Origin of the sequence: Micromonospora sp. NPDC007220 (assembly GCF_040634035.1) — a bacterium.
GTDB lineage: Bacteria > Actinomycetota > Actinomycetes > Mycobacteriales > Micromonosporaceae > Micromonospora > Micromonospora reichwaldensis.
Genome location: NZ_JBEYEU010000004.1, coordinates 39,248 through 59,638, shown reverse-complemented (window position 1 = coordinate 59,638; position 20,391 = coordinate 39,248). Strand labels below are relative to the sequence as shown.

The following is a 20,391-nucleotide window of genomic DNA, read 5'->3' as shown; positions in this document are numbered from 1 at the left end:
TCCATGGCTGGGAAGGGACTCTAACAGCCCGATCCCCGTCCGGGCAGATGTGCCCGGCTACATAAACCGAATCCGATGTTACCCGGCGCACACATGCCAGGCAGACCATGACGCCCGCCCAGTTTCGAGAACTGAGCGGGCGCCTTGGATCGTGCAGCCCTTACAGCTCGGTGACGGAGCCACCGGCGGCGGTGATCTTCTCCTTGGCCGACGCACTGAACGCGTGCGCCGACACCTGGAGAGCGACCCCGCCCAGGTCCCCGGTGCCGAGGACCTTGACCGGGTGGCCCTTGCGGACCGCGCCGGCCTCGACCAGCTCGAGCGGGCCGACCTGGCCGCCGTTCGGGAACAGCTCGGCGAGCCGGTCCAGGTTGACCACCTGGAAGACCACCTTGAACTTGTTCTTGAAGCCCTTCATCTTCGGCAGGCGCATGTGGATGGGCATCTGCCCACCCTCGAACGCCGCCGAGATGTTCTTGCGGGCCTTGGAACCCTTGGTACCGCGACCGGCGGTCTTGCCCTTGGAGCCCTCACCGCGACCCACACGGGTCTTCGCGGTCTTGGCACCGGGCGCCGGGCGCAGGTGGTGGACCTTGATCGTCATTACTCGACCTCCTCGACCTTCACGAGGTGGTTGACCGTGAAGATCATGCCGCGGATCTCCGGACGGTCCTCCTTGACCACCACGTCGTTGATCCGCTTGAGACCGAGCGAACGCAGCGAGTCACGCTGGTTCTGCTTGGTCCCGATCCCGGACCGGACCTGGGTGACCTTCAGGCGAGCCATCAGGAAGCCACCCCCGCCCGCGACGCCAGCATGGCGGCCGGCGCGACGTCCTCGACCGGCAGGCCACGACGGGCGGCGACGGCCTCGGGGGACTCGAGCCCCTTCAGCGCCGCCACGGTGGCGTGCACGATGTTGATCGGGTTCGACGAACCGAGGCTCTTGGAGAGCACGTCGTGGATACCCGCGCACTCCAGCACGGCACGCACCGGGCCACCGGCGATGACACCCGTACCGGCGGACGCCGGCTTGAGCAGCACCACACCGGCCGCGGCCTCACCCGTCACCGGGTGCGGGATCGACGCGGCGATCCGCGGCACCTTGAAGAAGTGCTTCTTGGCCTCCTCGACGCCCTTGGCGATCGCCGCGGGCACCTCCTTGGCCTTTCCGTAGCCCACACCGACGGTGCCGTCGCCGTCGCCCACGATCACCAGGGCGGTGAAGCTGAAGCGACGACCGCCCTTCACGACCTTGGCGACGCGGTTGATCGCGACGACCCGCTCGAGGTGCGGGGTCTTCTCGACGGGCGCGTTTCCGCGGCCGCCCTCACGGCGGTTGTCGCGGCGACCACCCTCGTTGCCACCGGACCCGCCGCCACGGCGCTGTTGACCTGGCATCAGCAGCCTTCCTTCTCTCTCGTGACGGGGTTTCTAGAACTCGAGCCCGGCTTCGCGGGCGGCGTCGGCAAGCGCGGCGACCCGCCCCGCGTACCGGTTGCCACCGCGGTCGAAGACGACCTTGGAGACGCCGGCGGCCTTGGCACGCTCGGCGAGCAGGGCGCCGACCTTGCCGGCCAGGGCGCTCTTGTCGCCCTCCGTGCCGCGCAGCGAGGCGTCCAGGGTCGAGGCCGACGCCAGGGTGTGACCCTTGGTGTCGTCCACGATCTGGGCCACGATGTGCCGCAGGGAGCGGGTGACCACGAGGCGGGGACGCTCGGCGGTGCCGCTGACGTTCTTGCGGACCCGGAAGTGCCGGCGCGCACGCCCGACGGCACGCTTGGCGGCGACGCCGCGGCGGCGCTTGAGCAGCGTGGCGCTCACTTCTTACCTGCCTTTCCAGCCTTGCGGCGGATGACCTCGCCCTGGTACTTCACGCCCTTGCCCTTGTAGGGCTCCGGCGGGCGGATCTTCCGGATGTTGGCGGCAACCTCACCGACGAGCTGCTTGTCGATGCCGGCCACGTGGAACAGCGTCGGCCTCTCCACCGTGAAGGTGATGCCGTCCGGCGCCGGCACGTGCACCGGGTGCGAGAACCCGAGCGCGAACTCCAGGTCCTTGCCCTTGGCGGTCACGCGGTAACCGGTGCCGGCGATCTCCAGGCTCTTGCGGTACCCCTCGGTGACGCCGACGATCATGTTGGCGACCAGGGTACGGCTGAGGCCGTGCAGTTCCTTGGCCTTGCGCTCGTCGTTCGGGCGGTTGACGTTCAGCTGCCCGTCCTCGGCCCGGTCGATCGTGATCGGCTCGGCCAGGGTGTGCGAGAGCTCGCCCTTCGGGCCCTTGACCTTGACGGTCTGCCCGTCGATCGTGATGTCGACGCCGGTCGGCACCGGGATCGACTTACGTCCAATACGCGACATTTCTACCTGTCTCCCGTTACCAGACGAAGGCGAGGACTTCCCCGCCAACGCTCCGCTTGCGGGCCTGCCGGTCGGTCAGCAGCCCCTGGGACGTCGAAATGATCGCCACGCCCAGCCCGCCGAGCACCCGCGGGAGCCCGTCCGACTTGGCGTAAACCCGCAGACCGGGCTTGGACACTCGCTTGATGCCGGCCAGGCTCCGCTCCCGGTTCTGGCCGTACTTCAGCTCGACGACCAGTCGCTTGCCGACGGCGCCCTCCTCGGGCTCCTCGACCGACCAGGTGGCGATGTAGCCCTCGGCCTTGAGGACCTCGGCGATGTTCGCCTTGATCTTCGAGTAGGGCATCGTCACCTGGTCGTGGTACGCCTGGTTGGCGTTACGCAGACGCGTGAGCATGTCTGCGATCGGGTCGGTCATCGTCATGGATTTCGTCAGCCTTTCTCGCCGGGGTTCCCGAGGCGACACGCCCCGGGCCTACGGCGAAGAGCAATACGTGATCGGTGCAAGGGGTCCCGGCCCGAAGGCCGGGACGCGGTCGCCCTTACCAGGAAGCCTTGGACACGCCCGGCAGCTCACCGCGGTGGGCCATCTCCCGGATGCAGACCCGGCAGAGACCGAACTTGCGGTAGACCGCCTTGGGGCGCCCGCACCGCTGGCAGCGGGTGTACGCGCGAACCGAGAACTTCGGCTTCGCGGCCGCCTTGATGATCAGCGCCTTCTTGGCCATCTCAGTTCTCCTTGAACGGGAAGCCCAGGAGCTTGAGCAGCGCCCGGCCCTCGTCGTCGGTCGTGGCGGTCGTGACCACCGTGATGTCCATGCCCCGCTGCCGATCGATCTTGTCCTGGTCGATCTCGTGGAACACCGACTGCTCGGTCAGACCGAACGTGTAGTTGCCGTGCCCGTCGAGCTTGCGCCCGTCCAGACCGCGGAAGTCGCGGATACGCGGCAGCGCGATCGACAGCAGCCGGTCCAGGAACTCCCACATCCGGTCGCCGCGGAGGGTCACCTTCGCGCCGATCGGCATGCCCTCGCGGAGCTTGAACTGCGCGATGGACTTGGTCGCCCGCCGCACCTGCGGCTTCTGGCCGGTGATGGTGGCCAGGTCCCGGACGGCGCCGTCGATCAGCTTGGCGTCCCGGGCGGCCTCGCCGACACCCATGTTGACGACGATCTTGACGAGCCGCGGCACCTGCATCGGGTTGCCGAACTGGTGCTGCTCCTGCAGCTGCGCCACGATCTCGTTGCGGTACCGCTCCTTGAGGCGCGGCATGGTCTTGGTTTCGGTAGCCGTGGTCATCACAGGTCCTTACCGGTGCTACGCGCGATGCGGACCTTCTGGCCGTTGTCGTCGATCCGGTAACCGACGCGGGTCGGCTTGCCGTCGGAGTCCAGGACCTGCACGTTCGAGACGTGGATCGGGGCCTCCTGGGTGACGATGCCACCGGTCTTGGCGCCACGCTGGGTGGTGCTGATGCGGGTGTGCTTCTTGACCCGGTTCACGCCCTCGACCAGGACCTTGTCCTGCCGCGGGTAGGCCGCGATGACCTTACCCTTGGCACCCTTGTCCTTGCCGGCGATGACGACGACCGTGTCGCCCTTCTTGACCTTCACGGTCACAACACCTCCGGCGCGAGAGAGATGATCTTCATGAACCGCTTGTCCCGCAGCTCCCGGCCCACCGGGCCGAAGATGCGGGTACCGCGCGGGTCCCCGCCGTCCTTGATGATGACGGCGGCGTTCTCGTCGAAGCGGATGTACGAACCGTCCGGCCGCCGCCTCTCCTTGGCGGTGCGAACGACGACGGCCTTGACGACGTCGCCCTTCTTCACACCGGCACCCGGGATCGCGTCCTTGACGGTGGCCACGATGACGTCGCCGATACTCGCGTAGCGCCGACCGGAGCCACCGAGAACCCGGATGCACAGGATCTCCCGGGCACCCGTGTTGTCGGCGACGCGCAGTCGCGACTCCTGCTGAATCACGTCTATCTCCTATGTCTGCCGGTTCTCCGGCCGCGCATGGCGGCCGGAGCCTGGCGGAACCCGCGCCCGACTGACGCCGGGCGAGCTCGAGCCTTCGCTACTTGGCCTTTTCCAGGATCTCCACGATCCGCCACCGCTTCGTGGCGGACAGCGGCCGGGTCTCCATGATCATGACCCGGTCGCCGATGCCGGCGGTGTTCTGCTCGTCGTGCACCTTCAACTTGCGCGTACGGCGCATGATCTTGCCGTACAGCGCGTGCTTGACCCGGTCCTCGACCTCGACGACGACGGTCTTTTCCATCTTGTCGCTGACCACGAGGCCCTCACGCACCTTGCGGCGGGCCCGCGCGGCGGCGGTGGTGGTGTTCTCGCTCATGATGCAGTCACCTCAGTCGGCGCGGCCGAGAGACCCAGCTCGCGCTCACGCATGATCGTGTAGATCCGGGCGATCTCCCGACGGATGACCTGCAACCGCCGGTTGTTGTCCAGCTGGCCGGTCGCGGCCTGCACGCGGAGGTTGAACAGCTCCGCCTTGGCCTCGCGCAGCTTCGTGACCAGCTCCTCCTCGGAGAGCTCACGCAGCTCGGAGGCCTTAACGCCCGCTGCCATCAGGATTCACCCACTTCGCGCGTAACAATGCGGCACTTCATCGGGAGCTTGTGGATCGCGCGACGCATCGCCTCTCGCGCGATCTGCTCGTTGGGGAAGGACATCTCGAAGAGAACCCGCCCCGGCTTGACGTTGGCGACCCACCACTCGGGCGAGCCCTTACCGGAACCCATCCGGGTCTCCGCCGGCTTCTTGGTGAGAGCCTGGTCCGGGAAGATCGTGATCCAGACCTTGCCACCACGCTTGATGTGGCGGGTCATCGCGATACGCGCCGACTCGATCTGGCGGTTCGTCACGTACGCCGGCTCGAGAGCCTGGATCCCGAACTCGCCGAACACCACCCGGTTACCACCCTTGGACGCGCCACTGCGGTCCGGGTGGTGCGGCTTGCGGAAGCCCTTCGGGGGCTTGCGCGGCATCAGCATCTGTCAGCCCTCCTGCTGCGTTTCTGCCGCGGCGGCGACGGCGGCGGGATCCACCGCGTCACCACTCGGCGTCTCGGCCTGCTGCGCGATGGTCGTCGCGGCGGCGGCCCGGCCGGCCTCGGTCCCGCCGGCGGTCGTGCCGGACGAGCCGGACCGACCACGGCGCGGCCGCTCCGGGCGGTCGCCACGGTCACGGCGCGGACGCGACGGAGCCTCGGTCGGGGTCTCCCGGCCCGGCACCGCGTCGCCCTTGTAGATCCAGACCTTCACGCCGATCCGGCCGAAGCTCGTACGGGCCTCGAAGAAGCCGTACTCGATGTTGGCCCGCAGCGTGTGCAGCGGAACCCGGCCCTCGCGGTAGAACTCGGTCCGGCTCATCTCGGCGCCGCCGAGGCGACCCGAGACCTGGACCCGGATGCCCTTGCAGACCGGGTTCTTCATCGCGGACTGCATGGCCTTGCGCATCGCCCGACGGAAGCTGACCCGGCTGGAGAGCTGCTCGGCCACACCCTGTGCGACGAGCTGCGCGTCCGACTCGGGGTTCTTCACCTCGATGATGTTCAGCTGGACCTGCTTGCCGGTCAGCTTCTCGAGCTCGCCGCGGATCCGGTCGGCCTCCGCACCCTTACGGCCGATGACGATGCCCGGCCGGGCGGTGTGGATGTCGACGCGGACCCGGTCGCGGGTGCGCTCGATGTCGACCTTGGAGATGCCGGCGCGCTCGAGGCCCTTGGACATCATGCGGCGGATCTTGACATCCTCGCCGATGTAGTCCTTGTAGAGCTTGTCCGCGAACCAGCGGGACTTCCAGTCGGTCGAGATGCCGAGCCGGAACCCGTGCGGGTGAACCTTCTGACCCATTACTCGGCGCCCTCCGTCTTGCTCTGCGTCTCGGCCGGCTCCGCCTGCTTCGCCGGGGCAGCCTTCTTCGCGGCCGCCTTCTTCGGCGCGGCCGGCGCCACCGCCTCCACCGCGACGGTGATGTGGCAGGTGCGCTTGCGGATCCGGTACGCCCGGCCCTGCGCCCGCGGCTGGAACCGCTTCATGGTCGGGCCCTCGTCGACGTACGCCTCGCTGACGAGCAGCGCGTCGGGGTCCAGCCGCTCGTTGTTCTCCGCGTTGGCGATGGCGCTCGCGAGCACCTTGTACACCTGCTCGCTCGCAGCCTGCGGCGCGAACTGCAGCACCGTGAGCGCCTCCTTCGCGGGCAGGCCGCGGACGAGGTTGACCACCCGGCGCGCCTTCATCGGCGAGATGCGCACGTGCCGCGCAATCGCCCGCGCGCCCGGAAGCACCGGAGCGTCGCCCTTTCCTGGCATCGCTGTAACCCCTTGTTCCTCTATCCGTATGCCCGCGGCGTCAGCGCCGACGGCTCTTCCGGTCGTCCTTCTCGTGACCCTTGAACGTGCGGGTCAGCGCGAACTCGCCGAGCTTGTGCCCGACCATCGCCTCGGTCACGAACACCGGGACGTGCTTGCGTCCGTCGTGCACGGCGATCGTGTGGCCCAGCATCTCGGGGATGATCGTCGAGCGCCGCGACCAGGTCTTGATGACGTTCTTCGAGCCCTTGTCGTTCTGCGTCTCCACCTTCTTGAGCAGGTGGTCGTCGATGAACGGGCCCTTCTTCAGGCTGCGAGGCATGTCTTATCTCCCTCAGCCGCGCTTACGCGTGGCGTAGCGGCGGCGGACGATCAGCCGGTCACTCGGCTGGCCCTTACGACGGGTGCGGCCCTCGGGCTTACCCTGCGGGTTGACCGGGTGGCGACCACCGGAGGTCTTACCCTCACCACCACCGTGCGGGTGGTCGACCGGGTTCATCGCGACACCACGGACGGTCGGGCGCTTGCCCTTCCACCGCATACGGCCGGCCTTGCCCCAGTTGATGTTCGACTGGTCGGCGTTGCCGATCTCGCCGATGCTGGCGCGGCAGCGGACGTCGACCCGCCGGATCTCGCCGGACGGCATGCGCAGGGTCGCGTACACACCCTCACGGCCGAGCAGCTGGATGCCGACGCCGGCCGAGCGGGCCAGCTTGGCGCCGCCGCCCGGACGCAGCTCCACGTTGTGGATCGTGGTACCGACCGGGATGTTGCGCAGCGGCAGGTTGTTGCCCGGCTTGATGTCGGCGCCCGGACCCGACTCGACGCGGTCGCCCTGCTTCATGTCCTTCGGCGCGAGGATGTAGCGCTTCTCGCCGTCGGCGTAGTGCAGCAGCGCGATGCGCGCGGTGCGGTTCGGGTCGTACTCGATGTGGGCGACCTTCGCCGGCACGCCGTCCTTGTCGACCCGCTTGAAGTCGATCAGACGGTACTGGCGCTTGTGGCCGCCACCGTGGTGCCGCGCGGTGATCCGGCCGTGGGCGTTACGCCCGCCCTTCTTCGGCAGCGGAGCCAGCAGCGACTTCTCGGGCGTCGACCGGGTGATCTCAGCGAAGTCGGCGACGCTGGAGCCACGCCGGCCCGGCGTCGTCGGCTTGTACTTACGGATAGCCATTGTCTACACCCCTCAGCTGACCGGGCCGCCGAAGGCCTCGATACGGTCACCGTCAGCCAGCTTCACGATCGCCCGCTTGGTGGCCTTACGCTGCCCGAAACCGGTCTTGGTCCGCTTGCGCTTGCCCTGGCGGTTGAGCGTGTTGACCGTCAGGACGCGGACGTCGAAGATCTGCTGGATCGCGATCTTGATCTCGGTCTTGTTCGCGTCCGGGTGCACCAGGAAGGTGTACCAGTTGCGGTTCAGCTCGCTGTAGCTCTTCTCCGAGACGACCGGCGCCACGATGATGTCGCGCGGGTCGGCGATCGTGCTCACTTGCCACCCTCCTCGGTGGTCTCGGCGGGAACACCCAGGAACTCGTCCAGGGCGTCCTTGGTGAAGACCACGTCGTCGGCCACCAGCACGTCGTACGTGTTGAGCTGGCCGGCCTCGATCAGGTGCACCCGCGGCTCGTTGCGCAGCGACACCCAGTTCAGCTCGTCGGTGCTGCTCAGCACGACCAGGACCCGACGGGCCTCGGTCAGCTTGGTCAGCGTGGCCAGGGCGGCCTTGGTCGACGGCTTCTCACCCGAGACGAACGCCTCGACGACGTGCACCTGCCCGGCGCGGGCCCGGTCGGAGAGGGCGCCACGCAGGGCGGCGGCCTTCATCTTCTTCGGGGTCCGCTGGCTGTAGTCGCGCGGCACGGGGCCGTGCACGACGCCACCGCCGGCGAACTGCGGCGCGCGGATCGAGCCCTGCCGGGCGCGACCGGTGCCCTTCTGCTTGTACGGCTTCTTGCCGCCACCGGCGACCTCGCCGCGGGTCTTGACCTTGTGCGTGCCCTGCCGGGCCGCCGCGAGCTGGGCCACCACGACCTGGTGCATCAGCGCGACGTTGGCCTGGACGTCGAAGATGTCGGCGGGCAGCTCGACGGAGCCGCTCTTGGAGCCTTCGACGGTGAGGACGTCAACGGTGGTCACTTGGCCGCACCGCCCTTCTTCGCCTTGGTCTTGGCCGCGGTACGGACCAGGACCAGCGCGCCCTTGGGGCCGGGAATGGCGCCACGGACGAGCAGGAGGTTGTTCTCGGTGTCGACCGCCTGGACGGTCAGGTTCTGCACGGTGTAGCGCACGCCACCCATGCGGCCGGCCATCCGGGTGCCCTTGAAGACACGACCCGGGGTGGCGCAGGCGCCGATGGAGCCCGGCGAGCGGTGCTTGCGCTCGACACCGTGGCTGGCGCGCAGACCGTGGAAGCCGTGCCGCTTCATCGGGCCGGCGTAGCCCTTGCCCTTGGTCTTGCCGGTCACGTCGATGGAGACGCCGACCGGGAACTCCTCGACCGTGATCTCCTGGCCGAGCGAGTAGTCCGCCGCGTCGGCGGTGCGCAGCTCGACGATGTGCCGGCGCGGCGCGACGTCGGCCTTCGCGTAGTGCCCGCTGATCGGCTTCTTGACCTTGCGCGGGTCGATCGTGCCATACGCGAGCTGGACCGCGGAGTAACCGTCCTTCTCGGCGCTACGAACCTGGCTGATGACGCACGGGCCGGCCTCGACCACGGTCACCGGGACAACACGGTTGTTGTCCCAGACCTGGGTCATGCCGAGCTTGGCGCCCAGGATCCCCTTGACTTGCCTGTCCATTTGTCCGGTCCCTACAGCTTGATCTCGATGTCGACGCCAGCCGGCAGGTCGAGGCGCATGAGCGAGTCGACCGTCTTCGGGGTCGGGTCGATGATGTCGATCAGCCGCTTGTGCGTGCGCATCTCGAAGTGCTCGCGCGAGTCCTTGTACTTGTGCGGCGAGCGGATAACGCAGAAACGGTTGATCTCCGTGGGCAGCGGCACCGGGCCCGCGACCTGCGCCCCGGTACGCGTCACCGTCTCGACGATCTTCCGAGCCGAGGAGTCGACGACCTCGTGGTCATAGGCCTTGAGCCGGATGCGGATCTTCTGTCCCGCCATGGTGGCTTCTGTTCCTTCTCTCGATGCCGCTGTGTTGCGGGCGCCTGTACCGGCTGGCACAGGCCCACTTCGCCGACCCCCGCGGTCGGGCGTGTCGCGCCCTCGGGCCAGGCTCCGCCCCGGGACTCCGGAGCGACTCTGACCGCGCGGTGGGTCAAGGCGTCGATCGCACTACCGCGACCTGAACGCCGTGCGAGGGTGGTTGGCGGACGGGCCGCCAACCACCCTACGCTCGACTGCTCTGCCACCCGGAGGTTCAGCGAAAGCCGAACACAGGCAGCGAACTGTCGTTACGCAACCTGACTAGTATGCCGCACGACCGGCGGCGGGTCTAATCGGGGTTACCTAGCTCACTTGATGATCTTGGTGACGAACCCGGCGCCGACGGTGCGGCCACCCTCGCGGATCGCGAACTTGAGGTTCTCCTCCATGGCGATGGGCTGGATCAGCTTCACCGTCATGGTGGTGTTGTCACCCGGCATGACCATCTCGGTGCCCTCGGGGAGGGTGACGACACCGGTGACGTCCGTGGTCCGGAAGTAGAACTGCGGACGGTAGTTCTGGAAGAACGGGGTGTGGCGGCCACCCTCCTCCTTGGAGAGGATGTAGACCGTCGCCTCGAACTCCGTGTGCGGGGTCGTGGTGCCCGGCTTGATGACGACCATGCCGCGCTCGACGTCCTCGCGCTTGATGCCACGCAGCAGCAGACCGACGTTCTCGCCCGCGCGGGCCTCGTCGAGCAGCTTGCGGAACATCTCGATGCCGGTGCAGGTGGTCTTCATCGACTTCTCGCGGATGCCGACGATCTCCACCTCCTCGTTCGGCTTGAGCACGCCACGCTCGGCGCGGCCGGTGACGACCGTGCCACGACCGGTGATCGTGAAGACGTCCTCGATGGGCATGAGGAACGGCTTCTCGGTCTCGCGCTCCGGCTGCGGGATCGCGGTGTCGACCGCGGTCATCAGGTCCAGCAGCTTGCCGGTCCACTCGGGGTCACCCTCGAGGGCCTTCAGCGCCGAGACCCGCACGACCGGCAGGTCGTCGCCCGGGTACTCCTGGTTCGACAGCAGCTCACGGACCTCGAGCTCGACGAGCTCCAGGAGCTCCTCGTCGTCGACCATGTCGCTCTTGTTGAGCGCCACGACGATGTACGGCACGCCGACCTGGCGGGCCAGCAGCACGTGCTCGCGGGTCTGCGGCATCGGGCCGTCGGTCGCCGCGACCACCAGGATCGCGCCGTCCATCTGGGCGGCACCGGTGATCATGTTCTTGATGTAGTCGGCGTGACCGGGGCAGTCGACGTGCGCGTAGTGCCGCGCCTCGGTCTGGTACTCGACGTGCGCGATGGAGATCGTGATGCCGCGGGCCTTCTCCTCCGGCGCCTTGTCGATCTCGTCGAACGGCGTGTACGGGTTCAGGTCCGGGTACTGGTCGTGCAGGACCTTGGTGATGGCCGCCGTCAGCGTCGTCTTACCGTGGTCGATGTGACCAATGGTGCCGATGTTGACGTGCGGCTTAGTCCGCTCGAACTTCGCCTTCGCCACTGGGTCCTCCTGTGGACTTCTTGGTTCGTACGCCCGGCGCGCCGGTCGGCGCTTAGGACTCTGTCGACAGCCTTTCCGGCCTGACGGCCGGAGAGCTTTGGTGGGTTCTGCGGCGATGAAGCCTACAGGCCCGGTCTCACGCGTTCCGACCGAGGTGGTCGCGGGCGGGAGCACCCTCCCGCGACCGCCTCGGATCATCGATCACGTCAGGTGAGGGTCACTCACCCGTCGCCTTGGCGATGATCTCCTTCGCGACCGAGGACGGAACCTCGGCGTAGGAGTCGAACTGCATGCTGTAGCTAGCCCGGCCCTGGGTCTTCGACCGCAGGTCGCCGACGTAGCCGAACATCTCCGACAACGGCACCAGAGCCTTGACGACGCGGGCGCCGCTGCGCTCCTCCATCGCCTGGATGATGCCGCGGCGGGAGTTGAGGTCGCCGATGACGTCACCCATGTTCTCCTCAGGAGTGGTGACCTCAACGGCCATCATCGGCTCGAGGAGCGCGGGGTCGGCCTTGCGAGCCGCCTCCTTCATCACCATCGAGCCGGCGATCTTGAATGCCATTTCCGACGAGTCGACCTCGTGGTACTGGCCGTCCAGCAGGGTGAGCTTGACACCCACCAGCGGGAAGCCGGCGAGGATGCCGTACTGCATGGCGTCCTGCGCGCCCGCGTCCACCGACGGGATGAACTCCCGGGGGATGCGGCCACCGGTGACGGCGTTGGCGAACTCGTAGGTCGGGGCGTCGTTGCCGAGCGGCAGCGGCTCCAGGCTGATGATCACCCGGGCGTACTGGCCGGAACCACCGGTCTGCTTCTTGTGGGTGTACTCGACCTTGTCCACCTTGCGGCGGATGGTCTCGCGGTACGCCACCTGCGGCTTACCGATGTTGGCCTCGACGTTGAACTCGCGGCGCATCCGGTCGACCAGGATGTCCAGGTGCAGCTCGCCCATGCCGGAGATGACCGTCTGACCGGTCTGGTCGTCCAGCTTGACGCGGAAGGTCGGGTCCTCCTCGGCCAGCCGCTGGATGGCGGTGCTGAGCTTCTCCTGGTCGGCCTTGGTCTTCGGCTCGATGGCGACCTCGATGACCGGCTCCGGGAAGGTCATCGACTCCAGGATGACCGGGTTCGCCGGGTCGCACAGGGTGTCACCGGTGGTGGTCTGCTTGAGACCCTGCACCGCGATGATGTCGCCAGCCTGGGCCGAGCTGCGCTCTTCCCGCTTGTTGGCGTGCATCTGGTAGATCTTGCCGATCCGCTCCTTGCGGTCCTTGGTGGAGTTGACCACCTGGGAGCCGGACTCGAGCGTGCCGGAGTAGATCCGCACGTAGGTGAGCTTGCCGAGGTGCTTGTCCGTCTGGATCTTGAAGGCGAGGCCCGAGAAGGGCTCCGACTTCGACGGCTTCCGCTGCAGCGGGGTCTCGCCGTCGGTGGCCGTACCCTCGATCGCGGGGATGTCCAGCGGCGACGGCAGGTACGCGATGACCGCGTCCAGCATCGGCTGGATGCCCTTGTTCTTGAAGGCGGTGCCGGTGAGGACCGGGTTGGCCTTGCCGGCGATGGTGGCCCGACGGATGGCGTCCTTCATCTCCTCGACGGAGATCTCCTCGCCCTCCAGGTACTTCTCCATCACCGCGTCGTCGACGTCGGCCAGGGTCTCCACCAGCTTCTCGCGCCACTCCGCGGCGGAGTCGGCGAGGTCGGCCGGGATCTCCTCGATCGCGTAGTCCTCACCCTTCTGCGTCTCGCCGCGCCAGGTGAGGGCCCGCATCTCGACCAGGTCGACCACGCCGATGAAGTCGGACTCGGCGCCGATCGGGATCTGGAGGACCAGCGGGGTGGCGTTGAGCCGGTCGATCATCATCTGCACGCAGCGGAAGAAGTCGGCACCGGTCCGGTCGAGCTTGTTGACGAAGCACATCCGGGGGACGTTGTACTTGTCCGCCTGCCGCCAGACGTTCTCCGTCTGCGGCTCCACGCCGGCGACACCGTCGTAGACCGCGACCGCGCCGTCCAGCACCCGCAGCGACCGCTCGACCTCGACCGTGAAGTCGACGTGGCCGGGCGTGTCGATGATCTGGATCGTGTGGCCCTTCCACTCACACTTGGTAGCAGCGGAGGTGATGGTGATACCACGCTCCTGCTCCTGCTCCATCCAGTCCATGACGGCACCGCCCTCGTGGACCTCACCGATCTTGTACGTGATGCCGGTGTAGAACAGGATCCGCTCGGTGGTGGTGGTCTTACCGGCATCGATGTGGGCCATGATGCCGATGTTGCGTACGTTGGCGAGCGCGTCTGCGGCGGCCACTTCAATCCCTACTTATCGTCGTCTCGACACAACTGGTGGCGGTTCCGGCGCCCTCGCGGGCGCCGGAACCAGGGTGTTACCAGCGGTAGTGCGCGAAGGCCTTGTTGGACTCGGCCATCTTGTGCGTGTCCTCGCGCCGCTTGACGGCGGCACCGAGGCCGTTGCTCGCGTCCAGCAGCTCGTTCATCAGCCGCTCGATCATGGTCTTCTCACGACGGGCGCGGGAGTAGGTGACCAGCCAGCGCAGGCCCAGGGTGGTCGCCCGGGCGGGGCGGACCTCGACCGGGACCTGGTAGGTGGCGCCACCGACGCGGCGGCTACGCACCTCGAGAGTCGGCTTGACGTTGTCCATCGCCCGCTTGAGGGTGACGACCGGGTCGGTGCCGGACTTCTCACGGCAGCCCTCGAGGGCGGCGTAGACGATGCGCTCGGCGAGCTGACGCTTACCGCGCAGGAGGATCTTGTTCACCAACTGGGTGACCAGCGGCGAGTTGTACACCGGGTCAGCGACCAGCGGCTTCCGCGGAGCGGGTCCCTTACGCGGCATGTCAGCTCTTCTCCTTCTTCGCGCCGTAACGGCTGCGCGCCTGCTTGCGGTTGCGGACACCCTGGGTGTCCAGCGAACCGCGGACGATCTTGTAACGCACGCCGGGGAGGTCCTTCACCCGGCCGCCGCGGACGAGCACGATCGAGTGCTCCTGCAGGTTGTGGCCGACGCCCGGGATGTAGGCGGTCACCTCGATCTGGCTGCTGAGCTTGACACGAGCGACCTTGCGCAGCGCCGAGTTCGGCTTCTTCGGGGTGGTGGTGTACACGCGGGTGCACACGCCGCGCCGCTGAGGGGAACCCTTCAGCGCCGGGGTCTTGGTCTTACTCGTCTTAGCCTGGCGGCCCTTTCGGACCAGCTGCTGGATCGTGGGCACCGGGTTTCTCCGCTCCCTTCGACCGCCTGGTGGCGGCCGCACCGTCTGCCGTAGCCGACCAGATGGTCGACTCTCCTACATTCCGACCAGGGCCACCTCGCGGTGGTCCCGGCACCCGCGGTCGGGCGTGTCGCCCAGCTCACGGCCCCGCCGCCGACGCTCGCGCGTTGTCGACGGGGTCTTGCACCGGCGCACGGCAGGCCGCGCGCCGGATCTTTGGCTTTGTCGTGCTCCCACGCGATCTCCGGCTCACCGGATCCAGCGCACGCACGAGTTGCCCGGGCTGGCCCGGGCACAAGGGGAAAGAGTACCTACCACAACCGCACAGGTCAAAACGGAGCGGCCTGCGGAGCGTCCACCGCCTGCCGATCGAACCCGTCGCGCCTACCCGCCCGTGGTGGGCACCTACGGACCCAAGTGTACCGGCTTCCGCGCGGACCGGCCCGTCGACCCCGTCACGGCCGCCGTCACGCCTCACGGGCGGGCGCGGGCGTCACCCGAGCGTCAGCAGCAACGCCAGCCCCAGGCCGAGCAGGCTGAGCAGCAGCCCCGCCCCGCCACAGCTGACGCCGGCCACCGCCAGGCCCCGCCCGGTGAACCGGACCGCCGGCGGGGCGGCCGGACGCCGGATCTGCCGCATCCCCAGCAGGCCGGCCACGACGGCGCCCGCGCCGGCCAGGACGCCCAGCACCGTGAAGGCGCCGGCCGCCCAGGCGCCGCCCACGCCGCCGACCGCGCCGACACAGATCACGAGCAACGCGACAAGCGTCGAGACGATCCCGGCCACCAGCGAACCCACGGCCAGGCCGGAGGTGACCGGCGGCACGTCGAGGTGCACCACGCCGAAGGACGTGCCCGCGACCGGGTCGACCCGCTTCGGCGGCCGGGCGGCCTCGCGCGGCGGCGATGGCGGGGCGAACGGGCCCGGACCCCACCCCGGGGCCGGCGACGGCCCCCCTGCCCCGGGCGAGGCACCCCACGGGGACACCGACGACGGGCCCGGGACCCCTGCCCCGGGCGAGGCGCCCCAGGGCGACGCCGGCGGCGGGCCCGGGTCCCCTCCCCCGGACGGGGCGTTCATGGGCGCCACCGGCGGCGGGTACCCCGGCGCGACGGACGGAGTGCCCGCGTCGGGTCGCGCCCACGGCGTCCCGCCGGGCGGGGCGTCGGGATGCGCGGCGGGGTGCGCCACGGGATCGCCGCCCGGGTAGCGCGCCGGTTCCGTCACGGGTCCTCCTGTCGACGTCTCGGCGTCCACCGCCGCGCGACGGACACCGGGCCAGGCTACCGCCGCCGGCCCGACGGCCCGCGCCCGGCGCGAGACCCGTTCCGCTCGGGCGGTCGGTCAGTCCATGTTCGGTGCGAAGTCCTGCCCGTAGGGCGTGTCGGCGAGCCGGACCACCCCGAGCACCACCGCGGCCACCACGCTGACGGCGACGAGCACCAGGCCCGTCCAGGCCAGCCGCTCCCCCCGCCGCAGCCAGGCGGAGCCGGTCAGGAAACCCCCCGAGGCGTACGCCTCCCGGCGCGCCTGGCGGGCGAGCTGGAGCGCCACCGTGGCCGGCACCACGCCGCCGATGAACAGGCCGGTCAGCGCGCCGATCAGGCCGAGTGCGAAGACCGCCCGCGCCTTGGTGGCCCGGGCCGGGTCCGGGTCGAGCGGATGGCGGGGCAGCCCCGGCTGGGCGACGGGCGCCTGCCCGGGTGCGGTCGTCATGCCCCCATCATGCCCCGGTGCGCTCCGCCGCGGCGCCCGCACGGGCCACCCAGGCCCCGGGACGCGACGAGGCCCCCGGCGCGTGCCGGGGGCCTCGTCGATCGTGCTGCTTAGCGGTACGACCCGAAGTCGAAGTCGTCCAGCGGAACCGCCTGGCCGCTGGCCGGCCCGAAGCCGTAGTCGGTCTCCGGGTAGCCGGTCATCGAGTAGACCTTGGCCTTCGCCTCCTCGGTCGGCTCGACCCGGACGTTGCGGTACTTGCTGATGCCCGTACCGGCCGGGATGAGCTTACCGATGATCACGTTCTCCTTGAGGCCGACGAGCGAGTCGCTGCGCGAGTTGATCGCCGCGTCGGTCAGCACCCGGGTGGTCTCCTGGAAGGAGGCCGCCGAGAGCCAGGAGTCGGTGGCCAGCGAGGCCTTGGTGATACCCATCAGCACCGGACGGCCGGCGGCGGGCTCGCCGCCCTCGGAGACGAGTCGGCGGTTCTCCGACTCGAACAGCGCCCGGTCGACCAGCACGCCCGGCAGGAACTCGGTCGAGCCGGAGTCGATGACCGTCACCCGCTTGAGCATCTGGCGGATGATGATCTCGATGTGCTTGTCGTGGATGAGCACACCCTGCGAGCGGTAGACCTCCTGGACCTCACTGGTCAGGTGGACCTGGACCGCACGCGGACCCATGATCCGCAGCAGCTCGTGCGGGTCGATGGTGCCCTCGGTCAGCTTCTCGCCGACCGCGACGTGACCGCCGTCGTGGGTCCGCAGCCGGACCCGCTTGGAGATCTTGTCGTAGACGATCTCGTCGCTGCCGTCGTCCGGCACCACGATGATCTTCCGCGAGCGCTCGCCGTCCTCGATCCGGATCCGACCCGGGGTGTCGGCGATGGGCGCCTTGCCCTTCGGGACCCGGGCCTCGAAGATCTCCTGGACACGGGGCAGACCCTGGGTGATGTCCTCACCCGCGACGCCACCGGTGTGGAAGGTACGCATCGTCAGCTGCGTACCGGGCTCACCGATCGACTGGGCGGCGATGATGCCGACCGCCTCGCCGACGTCCACGGTCTTGCCGGTCGGCAGCGAGCGGCCGTAGCACGCACCGCAGACGCCCAGCTTCGACTCGCAGGTGAGCACGCTGCGCACCCGGACCGTCTCCGTACCGGCGGCGACGATCTTGTCGACCAGGATCGAGTTGATGTCCTGACCCCGCTCGGCGACGACGACGCCGTCCGGCCCCTTGATGTCGTCGGCCAGCGTCCGGGCGTGCACGCTGGTCTCGGCGTGCTCGTGCACGACCAGCTTGCCGTCGATCCGCTCGCCGATCTGCATCGGGATGGCGCGGTCGGTGCCGCAGTCCTCCTCGCGGATGATGACGTCCTGCGAGACGTCCACCAGACGACGGGTCAGGTAACCCGAGTCGGCGGTACGCAGGGCGGTGTCCGCGAGACCCTTACGGGCACCGTGCGTGGAGATGAAGTACTCCAGCACGGACAGACCCTCCCGGTAGCTGGCCTTGATCGGCCGCGGGATGATCTCGCCCTTCGGGTTGGCCACCAGACCACGGATCGCCGCGATCTGCCGGAGCTGGAGGAGGTTACCGCGAGCACCCGAGTTGATCATCTTCCACAGCGGGTTCTCCTGCGGCAGAGCGGTGTCCATCTCCTTGGCAACCTCGTTGGTCGCCTTGGTCCAGATCTGGATGAGCTCGCCGCGACGCTCCTCCGGGGTCATCAGACCGCGCTGGTACTGCTTGTCGATCTGGTCGGCTTCCTTCTCGTACCGCTCCAGGATCTCCCGCTTGCGCGGCGGGGCGATGACGTCCTCCATGCCGATCGTCACGCCGGACCAGGTGGCCCAGTGGAAGCCGGCCTCCTTGAGCCCGTCCAGGGTGGCGGCCAGCGCCACCTTGGGGAAGCGCTCGGCGAGGTCGTTGACGATCGCGGAGAGCTGACCCTTGCGGATCTCGTAGTTCACGAAGCGGTAGCCCTGCGGCAGCGTCTCGTTGAACAGCACCCGACCGAGGGTCGTCTCGACGGTCAGCGGCTCGCCCTCGACCCAGCCCTCCGGGGCGGTCCACGCCTCGGCGCCGGCGCCGTTGTCGACCCCGACCACGCCACGCAGGCGGATCTTCACCGGGGCCTGCAGGTGCAGCTCGCCGTTGTCGTACGCCATCCGCGCCTCGGCGTCCGAGCTGAACGCCCGGCCCTCGCCCTTCTCGCCCGCCGTGAGGTGGGTGAGGTGGTAGAGGCCGATGACCATGTCCTGGGTGGGCATGGTGACGGGCTTGCCGTCGGCCGGCTTGAGGATGTTGTTCGACGACAGCATCAGGATCCGCGCCTCGGCCTGGGCCTCGGCGGACAGCGGCACGTGCACCGCCATCTGGTCACCGTCGAAGTCGGCGTTGAACGCGGTGCAGACCAGCGGGTGGATCTGGATGGCCTTGCCCTCGACGAGCTGCGGCTCGAAGGCCTGGATGCCCAGGCGGTGCAGGGTCGGCGCCCGGTTCAGCAGGACCGGGTGCTCGCCGATGACCTCTTCGAGCACGTCCCACACGACCGGGCGCTGCCGCTCGACCATCCGCTTGGCGGACTTGATGTTCTGCGCGTGGTTGAGGTCGACCAGCCGCTTCATCACGAACGGCTTGAACAGCTCCAGCGCCATCTGCTTGGGCAGGCCGCACTGGTGCAGCTTCAGCTTCGGGCCGACGACGATGACCGAACGGCCGGAGTAGTCGACGCGCTTGCCCAGCAGGTTCTGCCGGAACCGGCCCTGCTTGCCCTTGAGCATGTCGGAGAGCGACTTCAGCGGGCGGTTGCCCGGCCCGGTGACCGGCCGGCCGCGGCGGCCGTTGTCGAACAGCGCGTCGACGGCCTCCTGGAGCATCCGCTTCTCGTTGTTGACGATGATCTCGGGCGCGCCGAGGTCGATCAGCCGCTTGAGGCGGTTGTTCCGGTTGATCACGCGGCGGTACAGGTCGTTCAGGTCGGAGGTCGCGAAGCGGCCACCGTCGAGCTGCACCATCGGGCGCAGGTCCGGCGGGATGACCGGCACGCAGTCGAGCACCATGCCGAGCGGCGAGTTGCGGGTGTTCAGGAACGCCGCGACGACCTTGAGCCGCTTGAGCGCCCGGATCTTCCGCTGGCCCTTGCCGGAGCGGATGGTCTCGCGCAGGTTCTCGGCCTCGGCGTCGAGGTCCATGTTCTGGACCAGCGCCTTGATGGCCTCGGCGCCCATGCCGCCGGTGAAGTACTCGCCGAACCGGTCCCGCAGCTCGCGGTAGAGCAGTTCGTCGGTGACGAGCTGCTTCGGCTCCAGCTTGCGGAAGGTGTCCAGCACCTCGTCTAGGCGGTCGATCTCGCGCTGGGCCCGGTCGCGGATCTGGCGCATCTCGCGCTCTCCGCCCTCCTTGACCTTGCGCCGGACGTCCGCCTTGGCACCCTCGGCCTCCAGCTCGGCCAGGTCGGCCTCGAGCTTGGTGGCCCGCTTCTCGATCTCCGAGTCGCGGCTGTTCTCGGCCTGCCGCTTCTCGGCCAGGATCTCGTTCTCGATCGTCGAGAGGTCACGGTGACGCGACTCGGCGTCCACGCTCGTCACGACGTACGAGGCGAAGTAGATGATCTTTTCGAGGTCCTTGGGGGCGAGGTCCAGCAGGTAGCCCAGCCGGCTCGGCACGCCCTTGAAGTACCAGATGTGGGTCACCGGCGCGGCGAGCTCGATGTGCCCCATCCGCTCGCGGCGGACCTTCGACCGCGTCACCTCGACGCCGCAGCGCTCGCAGATGATGCCCTTGAACCGGACCCGCTTGTACTTACCGCAGTAGCACTCCCAGTCCCGCTGCGGACCGAAGATCTTCTCGCAGAAGAGCCCGTCCTTTTCCGGCTTCAGGGTGCGGTAGTTGATCGTCTCAGGCTTCTTGACCTCACCGTGCGACCACTGACGGATGTCGTCAGCGGTGGCGAGGCCGATGCGCAGCTCGTCGAAGAAGTTGACGTCGAGCACTATGTCCCCTATGTCGTCGTCTGTACTGCTAGCTAGTGGGTGGGGTCGGGAGCCGGCGAGCCGGCCCCCGACCGCTCA

General features: G+C 68.7%; 28 protein-coding genes. All 28 read right to left on the bottom strand.

The genetic code is table 11. The annotated features are described in order from the left end of the window. Nucleotides 1–160 precede the first annotated feature (160 nt). The 28 genes from rplO to ABZ573_RS10700 all read right to left on the bottom strand — a co-directional run bounded on the left by rplO (nt 161) and on the right by ABZ573_RS10700 (nt 20,313). Nucleotides 161–604, bottom strand: a complete 444-nt coding sequence (gene rplO / locus ABZ573_RS10835) for a 50S ribosomal protein L15 (RefSeq protein ID WP_121399885.1) — start codon at nt 602–604, stop codon at nt 161–163. Then, nucleotides 604–786: a 50S ribosomal protein L30 gene (rpmD, locus tag ABZ573_RS10830; protein ID WP_074314584.1), complete on the bottom strand. Its 183-nt coding sequence runs from the start codon at nt 784–786 to the stop codon at nt 604–606. Before rpmD ends, rplO begins: the two co-directional genes overlap by 1 nt. Then, nucleotides 786–1,400 (bottom strand): 30S ribosomal protein S5, encoded by a 615-nt coding sequence (rpsE, locus tag ABZ573_RS10825; protein WP_132230907.1) that lies wholly within the window; start codon nt 1,398–1,400, stop codon nt 786–788. The genes rpmD and rpsE overlap by 1 nt, the downstream gene beginning before the upstream one ends. A 33-nt stretch (nt 1,401–1,433) precedes the next feature. Beyond that, complete coding sequence (gene rplR / locus ABZ573_RS10820; protein WP_172896629.1) at nt 1,434–1,811, bottom strand: 50S ribosomal protein L18; 378 nt, start codon at nt 1,809–1,811, stop codon at nt 1,434–1,436. 8 nt (nt 1,812–1,819) lie between these two features. Next, on the bottom strand, nt 1,820–2,362 hold the full coding sequence (rplF, locus tag ABZ573_RS10815) for a 50S ribosomal protein L6 (protein WP_132230906.1): 543 nt from the start codon (nt 2,360–2,362) through the stop codon (nt 1,820–1,822). A 16-nt stretch (nt 2,363–2,378) separates the two neighbouring features. After that, complete coding sequence (rpsH, locus tag ABZ573_RS10810) at nt 2,379–2,786, bottom strand: 30S ribosomal protein S8 (RefSeq protein ID WP_073828943.1); 408 nt, start codon at nt 2,784–2,786, stop codon at nt 2,379–2,381. 118 nt (nt 2,787–2,904) lie between these two features. Then, on the bottom strand, nt 2,905–3,090 hold the full coding sequence (locus tag ABZ573_RS10805) for a type Z 30S ribosomal protein S14 (RefSeq protein ID WP_007465272.1): 186 nt from the start codon (nt 3,088–3,090) through the stop codon (nt 2,905–2,907). Between the two features lies 1 nt (nt 3,091). Next, nucleotides 3,092–3,661: a 50S ribosomal protein L5 gene (gene rplE, locus ABZ573_RS10800; RefSeq protein ID WP_132230905.1), complete on the bottom strand. Its 570-nt coding sequence runs from the start codon at nt 3,659–3,661 to the stop codon at nt 3,092–3,094. Then, nucleotides 3,661–3,981 carry a 50S ribosomal protein L24 gene (gene rplX / locus ABZ573_RS10795; RefSeq protein WP_007465276.1) on the bottom strand — a complete coding sequence of 107 codons (321 nt, stop codon included), beginning with the start codon at nt 3,979–3,981 and terminating at the stop codon, nt 3,661–3,663. The genes rplE and rplX overlap by 1 nt, the downstream gene beginning before the upstream one ends. Continuing rightward, nucleotides 3,978–4,346: a 50S ribosomal protein L14 gene (gene rplN / locus ABZ573_RS10790; RefSeq protein WP_007465279.1), complete on the bottom strand. Its 369-nt coding sequence runs from the start codon at nt 4,344–4,346 to the stop codon at nt 3,978–3,980. Before rplN ends, rplX begins: the two co-directional genes overlap by 4 nt. Nucleotides 4,347–4,443: 97 nt before the next feature. After that, entirely contained in the window at nt 4,444–4,722 is a 279-nt protein-coding gene (gene rpsQ / locus ABZ573_RS10785; protein ID WP_151453331.1) for a 30S ribosomal protein S17, read from the bottom strand. Beyond that, a complete protein-coding gene (rpmC, locus tag ABZ573_RS10780; protein ID WP_007073028.1) occupies nt 4,719–4,955 on the bottom strand; it encodes a 50S ribosomal protein L29 in 237 nt (78 codons plus the stop codon). Before rpmC ends, rpsQ begins: the two co-directional genes overlap by 4 nt. After that, a complete protein-coding gene (rplP, locus tag ABZ573_RS10775; RefSeq protein WP_007465292.1) occupies nt 4,955–5,380 on the bottom strand; it encodes a 50S ribosomal protein L16 in 426 nt (141 codons plus the stop codon). The genes rpmC and rplP overlap by 1 nt, the downstream gene beginning before the upstream one ends. A gap of 3 nt (nt 5,381–5,383) precedes the next feature. Continuing rightward, nucleotides 5,384–6,241, bottom strand: a complete 858-nt coding sequence (gene rpsC / locus ABZ573_RS10770; RefSeq protein WP_151453330.1) for a 30S ribosomal protein S3 — start codon at nt 6,239–6,241, stop codon at nt 5,384–5,386. Next, complete coding sequence (gene rplV / locus ABZ573_RS10765; RefSeq protein ID WP_151453329.1) at nt 6,241–6,699, bottom strand: 50S ribosomal protein L22; 459 nt, start codon at nt 6,697–6,699, stop codon at nt 6,241–6,243. The genes rpsC and rplV overlap by 1 nt, the downstream gene beginning before the upstream one ends. Before the next feature lie 40 nt (nt 6,700–6,739). Then, entirely contained in the window at nt 6,740–7,021 is a 282-nt protein-coding gene (gene rpsS / locus ABZ573_RS10760) for a 30S ribosomal protein S19 (RefSeq protein WP_088647003.1), read from the bottom strand. Nucleotides 7,022–7,033: 12 nt separating this feature from the next. Beyond that, on the bottom strand, nt 7,034–7,873 hold the full coding sequence (gene rplB / locus ABZ573_RS10755) for a 50S ribosomal protein L2 (protein WP_091627702.1): 840 nt from the start codon (nt 7,871–7,873) through the stop codon (nt 7,034–7,036). A gap of 12 nt (nt 7,874–7,885) precedes the next feature. Further along, entirely contained in the window at nt 7,886–8,188 is a 303-nt protein-coding gene (rplW, locus tag ABZ573_RS10750; protein ID WP_088998352.1) for a 50S ribosomal protein L23, read from the bottom strand. Next, the gene (gene rplD, locus ABZ573_RS10745; protein WP_151453328.1) at nt 8,185–8,835 is read right to left on the bottom strand and encodes a 50S ribosomal protein L4; all 651 of its coding nucleotides are present in this window, start codon (nt 8,833–8,835) and stop codon (nt 8,185–8,187) included. Before rplD ends, rplW begins: the two co-directional genes overlap by 4 nt. Then, the gene (gene rplC, locus ABZ573_RS10740) at nt 8,832–9,497 is read right to left on the bottom strand and encodes a 50S ribosomal protein L3 (RefSeq protein ID WP_151453327.1); all 666 of its coding nucleotides are present in this window, start codon (nt 9,495–9,497) and stop codon (nt 8,832–8,834) included. Before rplC ends, rplD begins: the two co-directional genes overlap by 4 nt. Before the next feature lie 11 nt (nt 9,498–9,508). Continuing rightward, nucleotides 9,509–9,817, bottom strand: coding sequence for a 30S ribosomal protein S10 (rpsJ, locus tag ABZ573_RS10735; RefSeq protein ID WP_007073037.1), 309 nt, complete (start codon nt 9,815–9,817; stop codon nt 9,509–9,511). A gap of 350 nt (nt 9,818–10,167) precedes the next feature. Then, nucleotides 10,168–11,361 (bottom strand): elongation factor Tu, encoded by a 1,194-nt coding sequence (gene tuf, locus ABZ573_RS10730; RefSeq protein WP_151453326.1) that lies wholly within the window; start codon nt 11,359–11,361, stop codon nt 10,168–10,170. Between the two features lie 217 nt (nt 11,362–11,578). Then, nucleotides 11,579–13,675 (bottom strand): elongation factor G, encoded by a 2,097-nt coding sequence (fusA, locus tag ABZ573_RS10725; RefSeq protein ID WP_151453325.1) that lies wholly within the window; start codon nt 13,673–13,675, stop codon nt 11,579–11,581. Nucleotides 13,676–13,751: 76 nt separating this feature from the next. Then, a complete protein-coding gene (gene rpsG, locus ABZ573_RS10720) occupies nt 13,752–14,222 on the bottom strand; it encodes a 30S ribosomal protein S7 (RefSeq protein WP_077938296.1) in 471 nt (156 codons plus the stop codon). Nucleotide 14,223: 1 nt separating this feature from the next. Continuing rightward, nucleotides 14,224–14,598 carry a 30S ribosomal protein S12 gene (gene rpsL, locus ABZ573_RS10715; protein ID WP_014440718.1) on the bottom strand — a complete coding sequence of 125 codons (375 nt, stop codon included), beginning with the start codon at nt 14,596–14,598 and terminating at the stop codon, nt 14,224–14,226. A 493-nt stretch (nt 14,599–15,091) separates the two neighbouring features. Then, nucleotides 15,092–15,439, bottom strand: coding sequence for a hypothetical protein (locus ABZ573_RS10710; RefSeq protein WP_327029603.1), 348 nt, complete (start codon nt 15,437–15,439; stop codon nt 15,092–15,094). A 504-nt stretch (nt 15,440–15,943) separates the two neighbouring features. Then, a complete protein-coding gene (locus ABZ573_RS10705) occupies nt 15,944–16,315 on the bottom strand; it encodes a hypothetical protein (protein WP_132230900.1) in 372 nt (123 codons plus the stop codon). Nucleotides 16,316–16,425: 110 nt separating this feature from the next. Further along, on the bottom strand, nt 16,426–20,313 hold the full coding sequence (locus ABZ573_RS10700) for a DNA-directed RNA polymerase subunit beta' (RefSeq protein WP_151453324.1): 3,888 nt from the start codon (nt 20,311–20,313) through the stop codon (nt 16,426–16,428). Nucleotides 20,314–20,391: the final 78 nt, after the last annotated feature.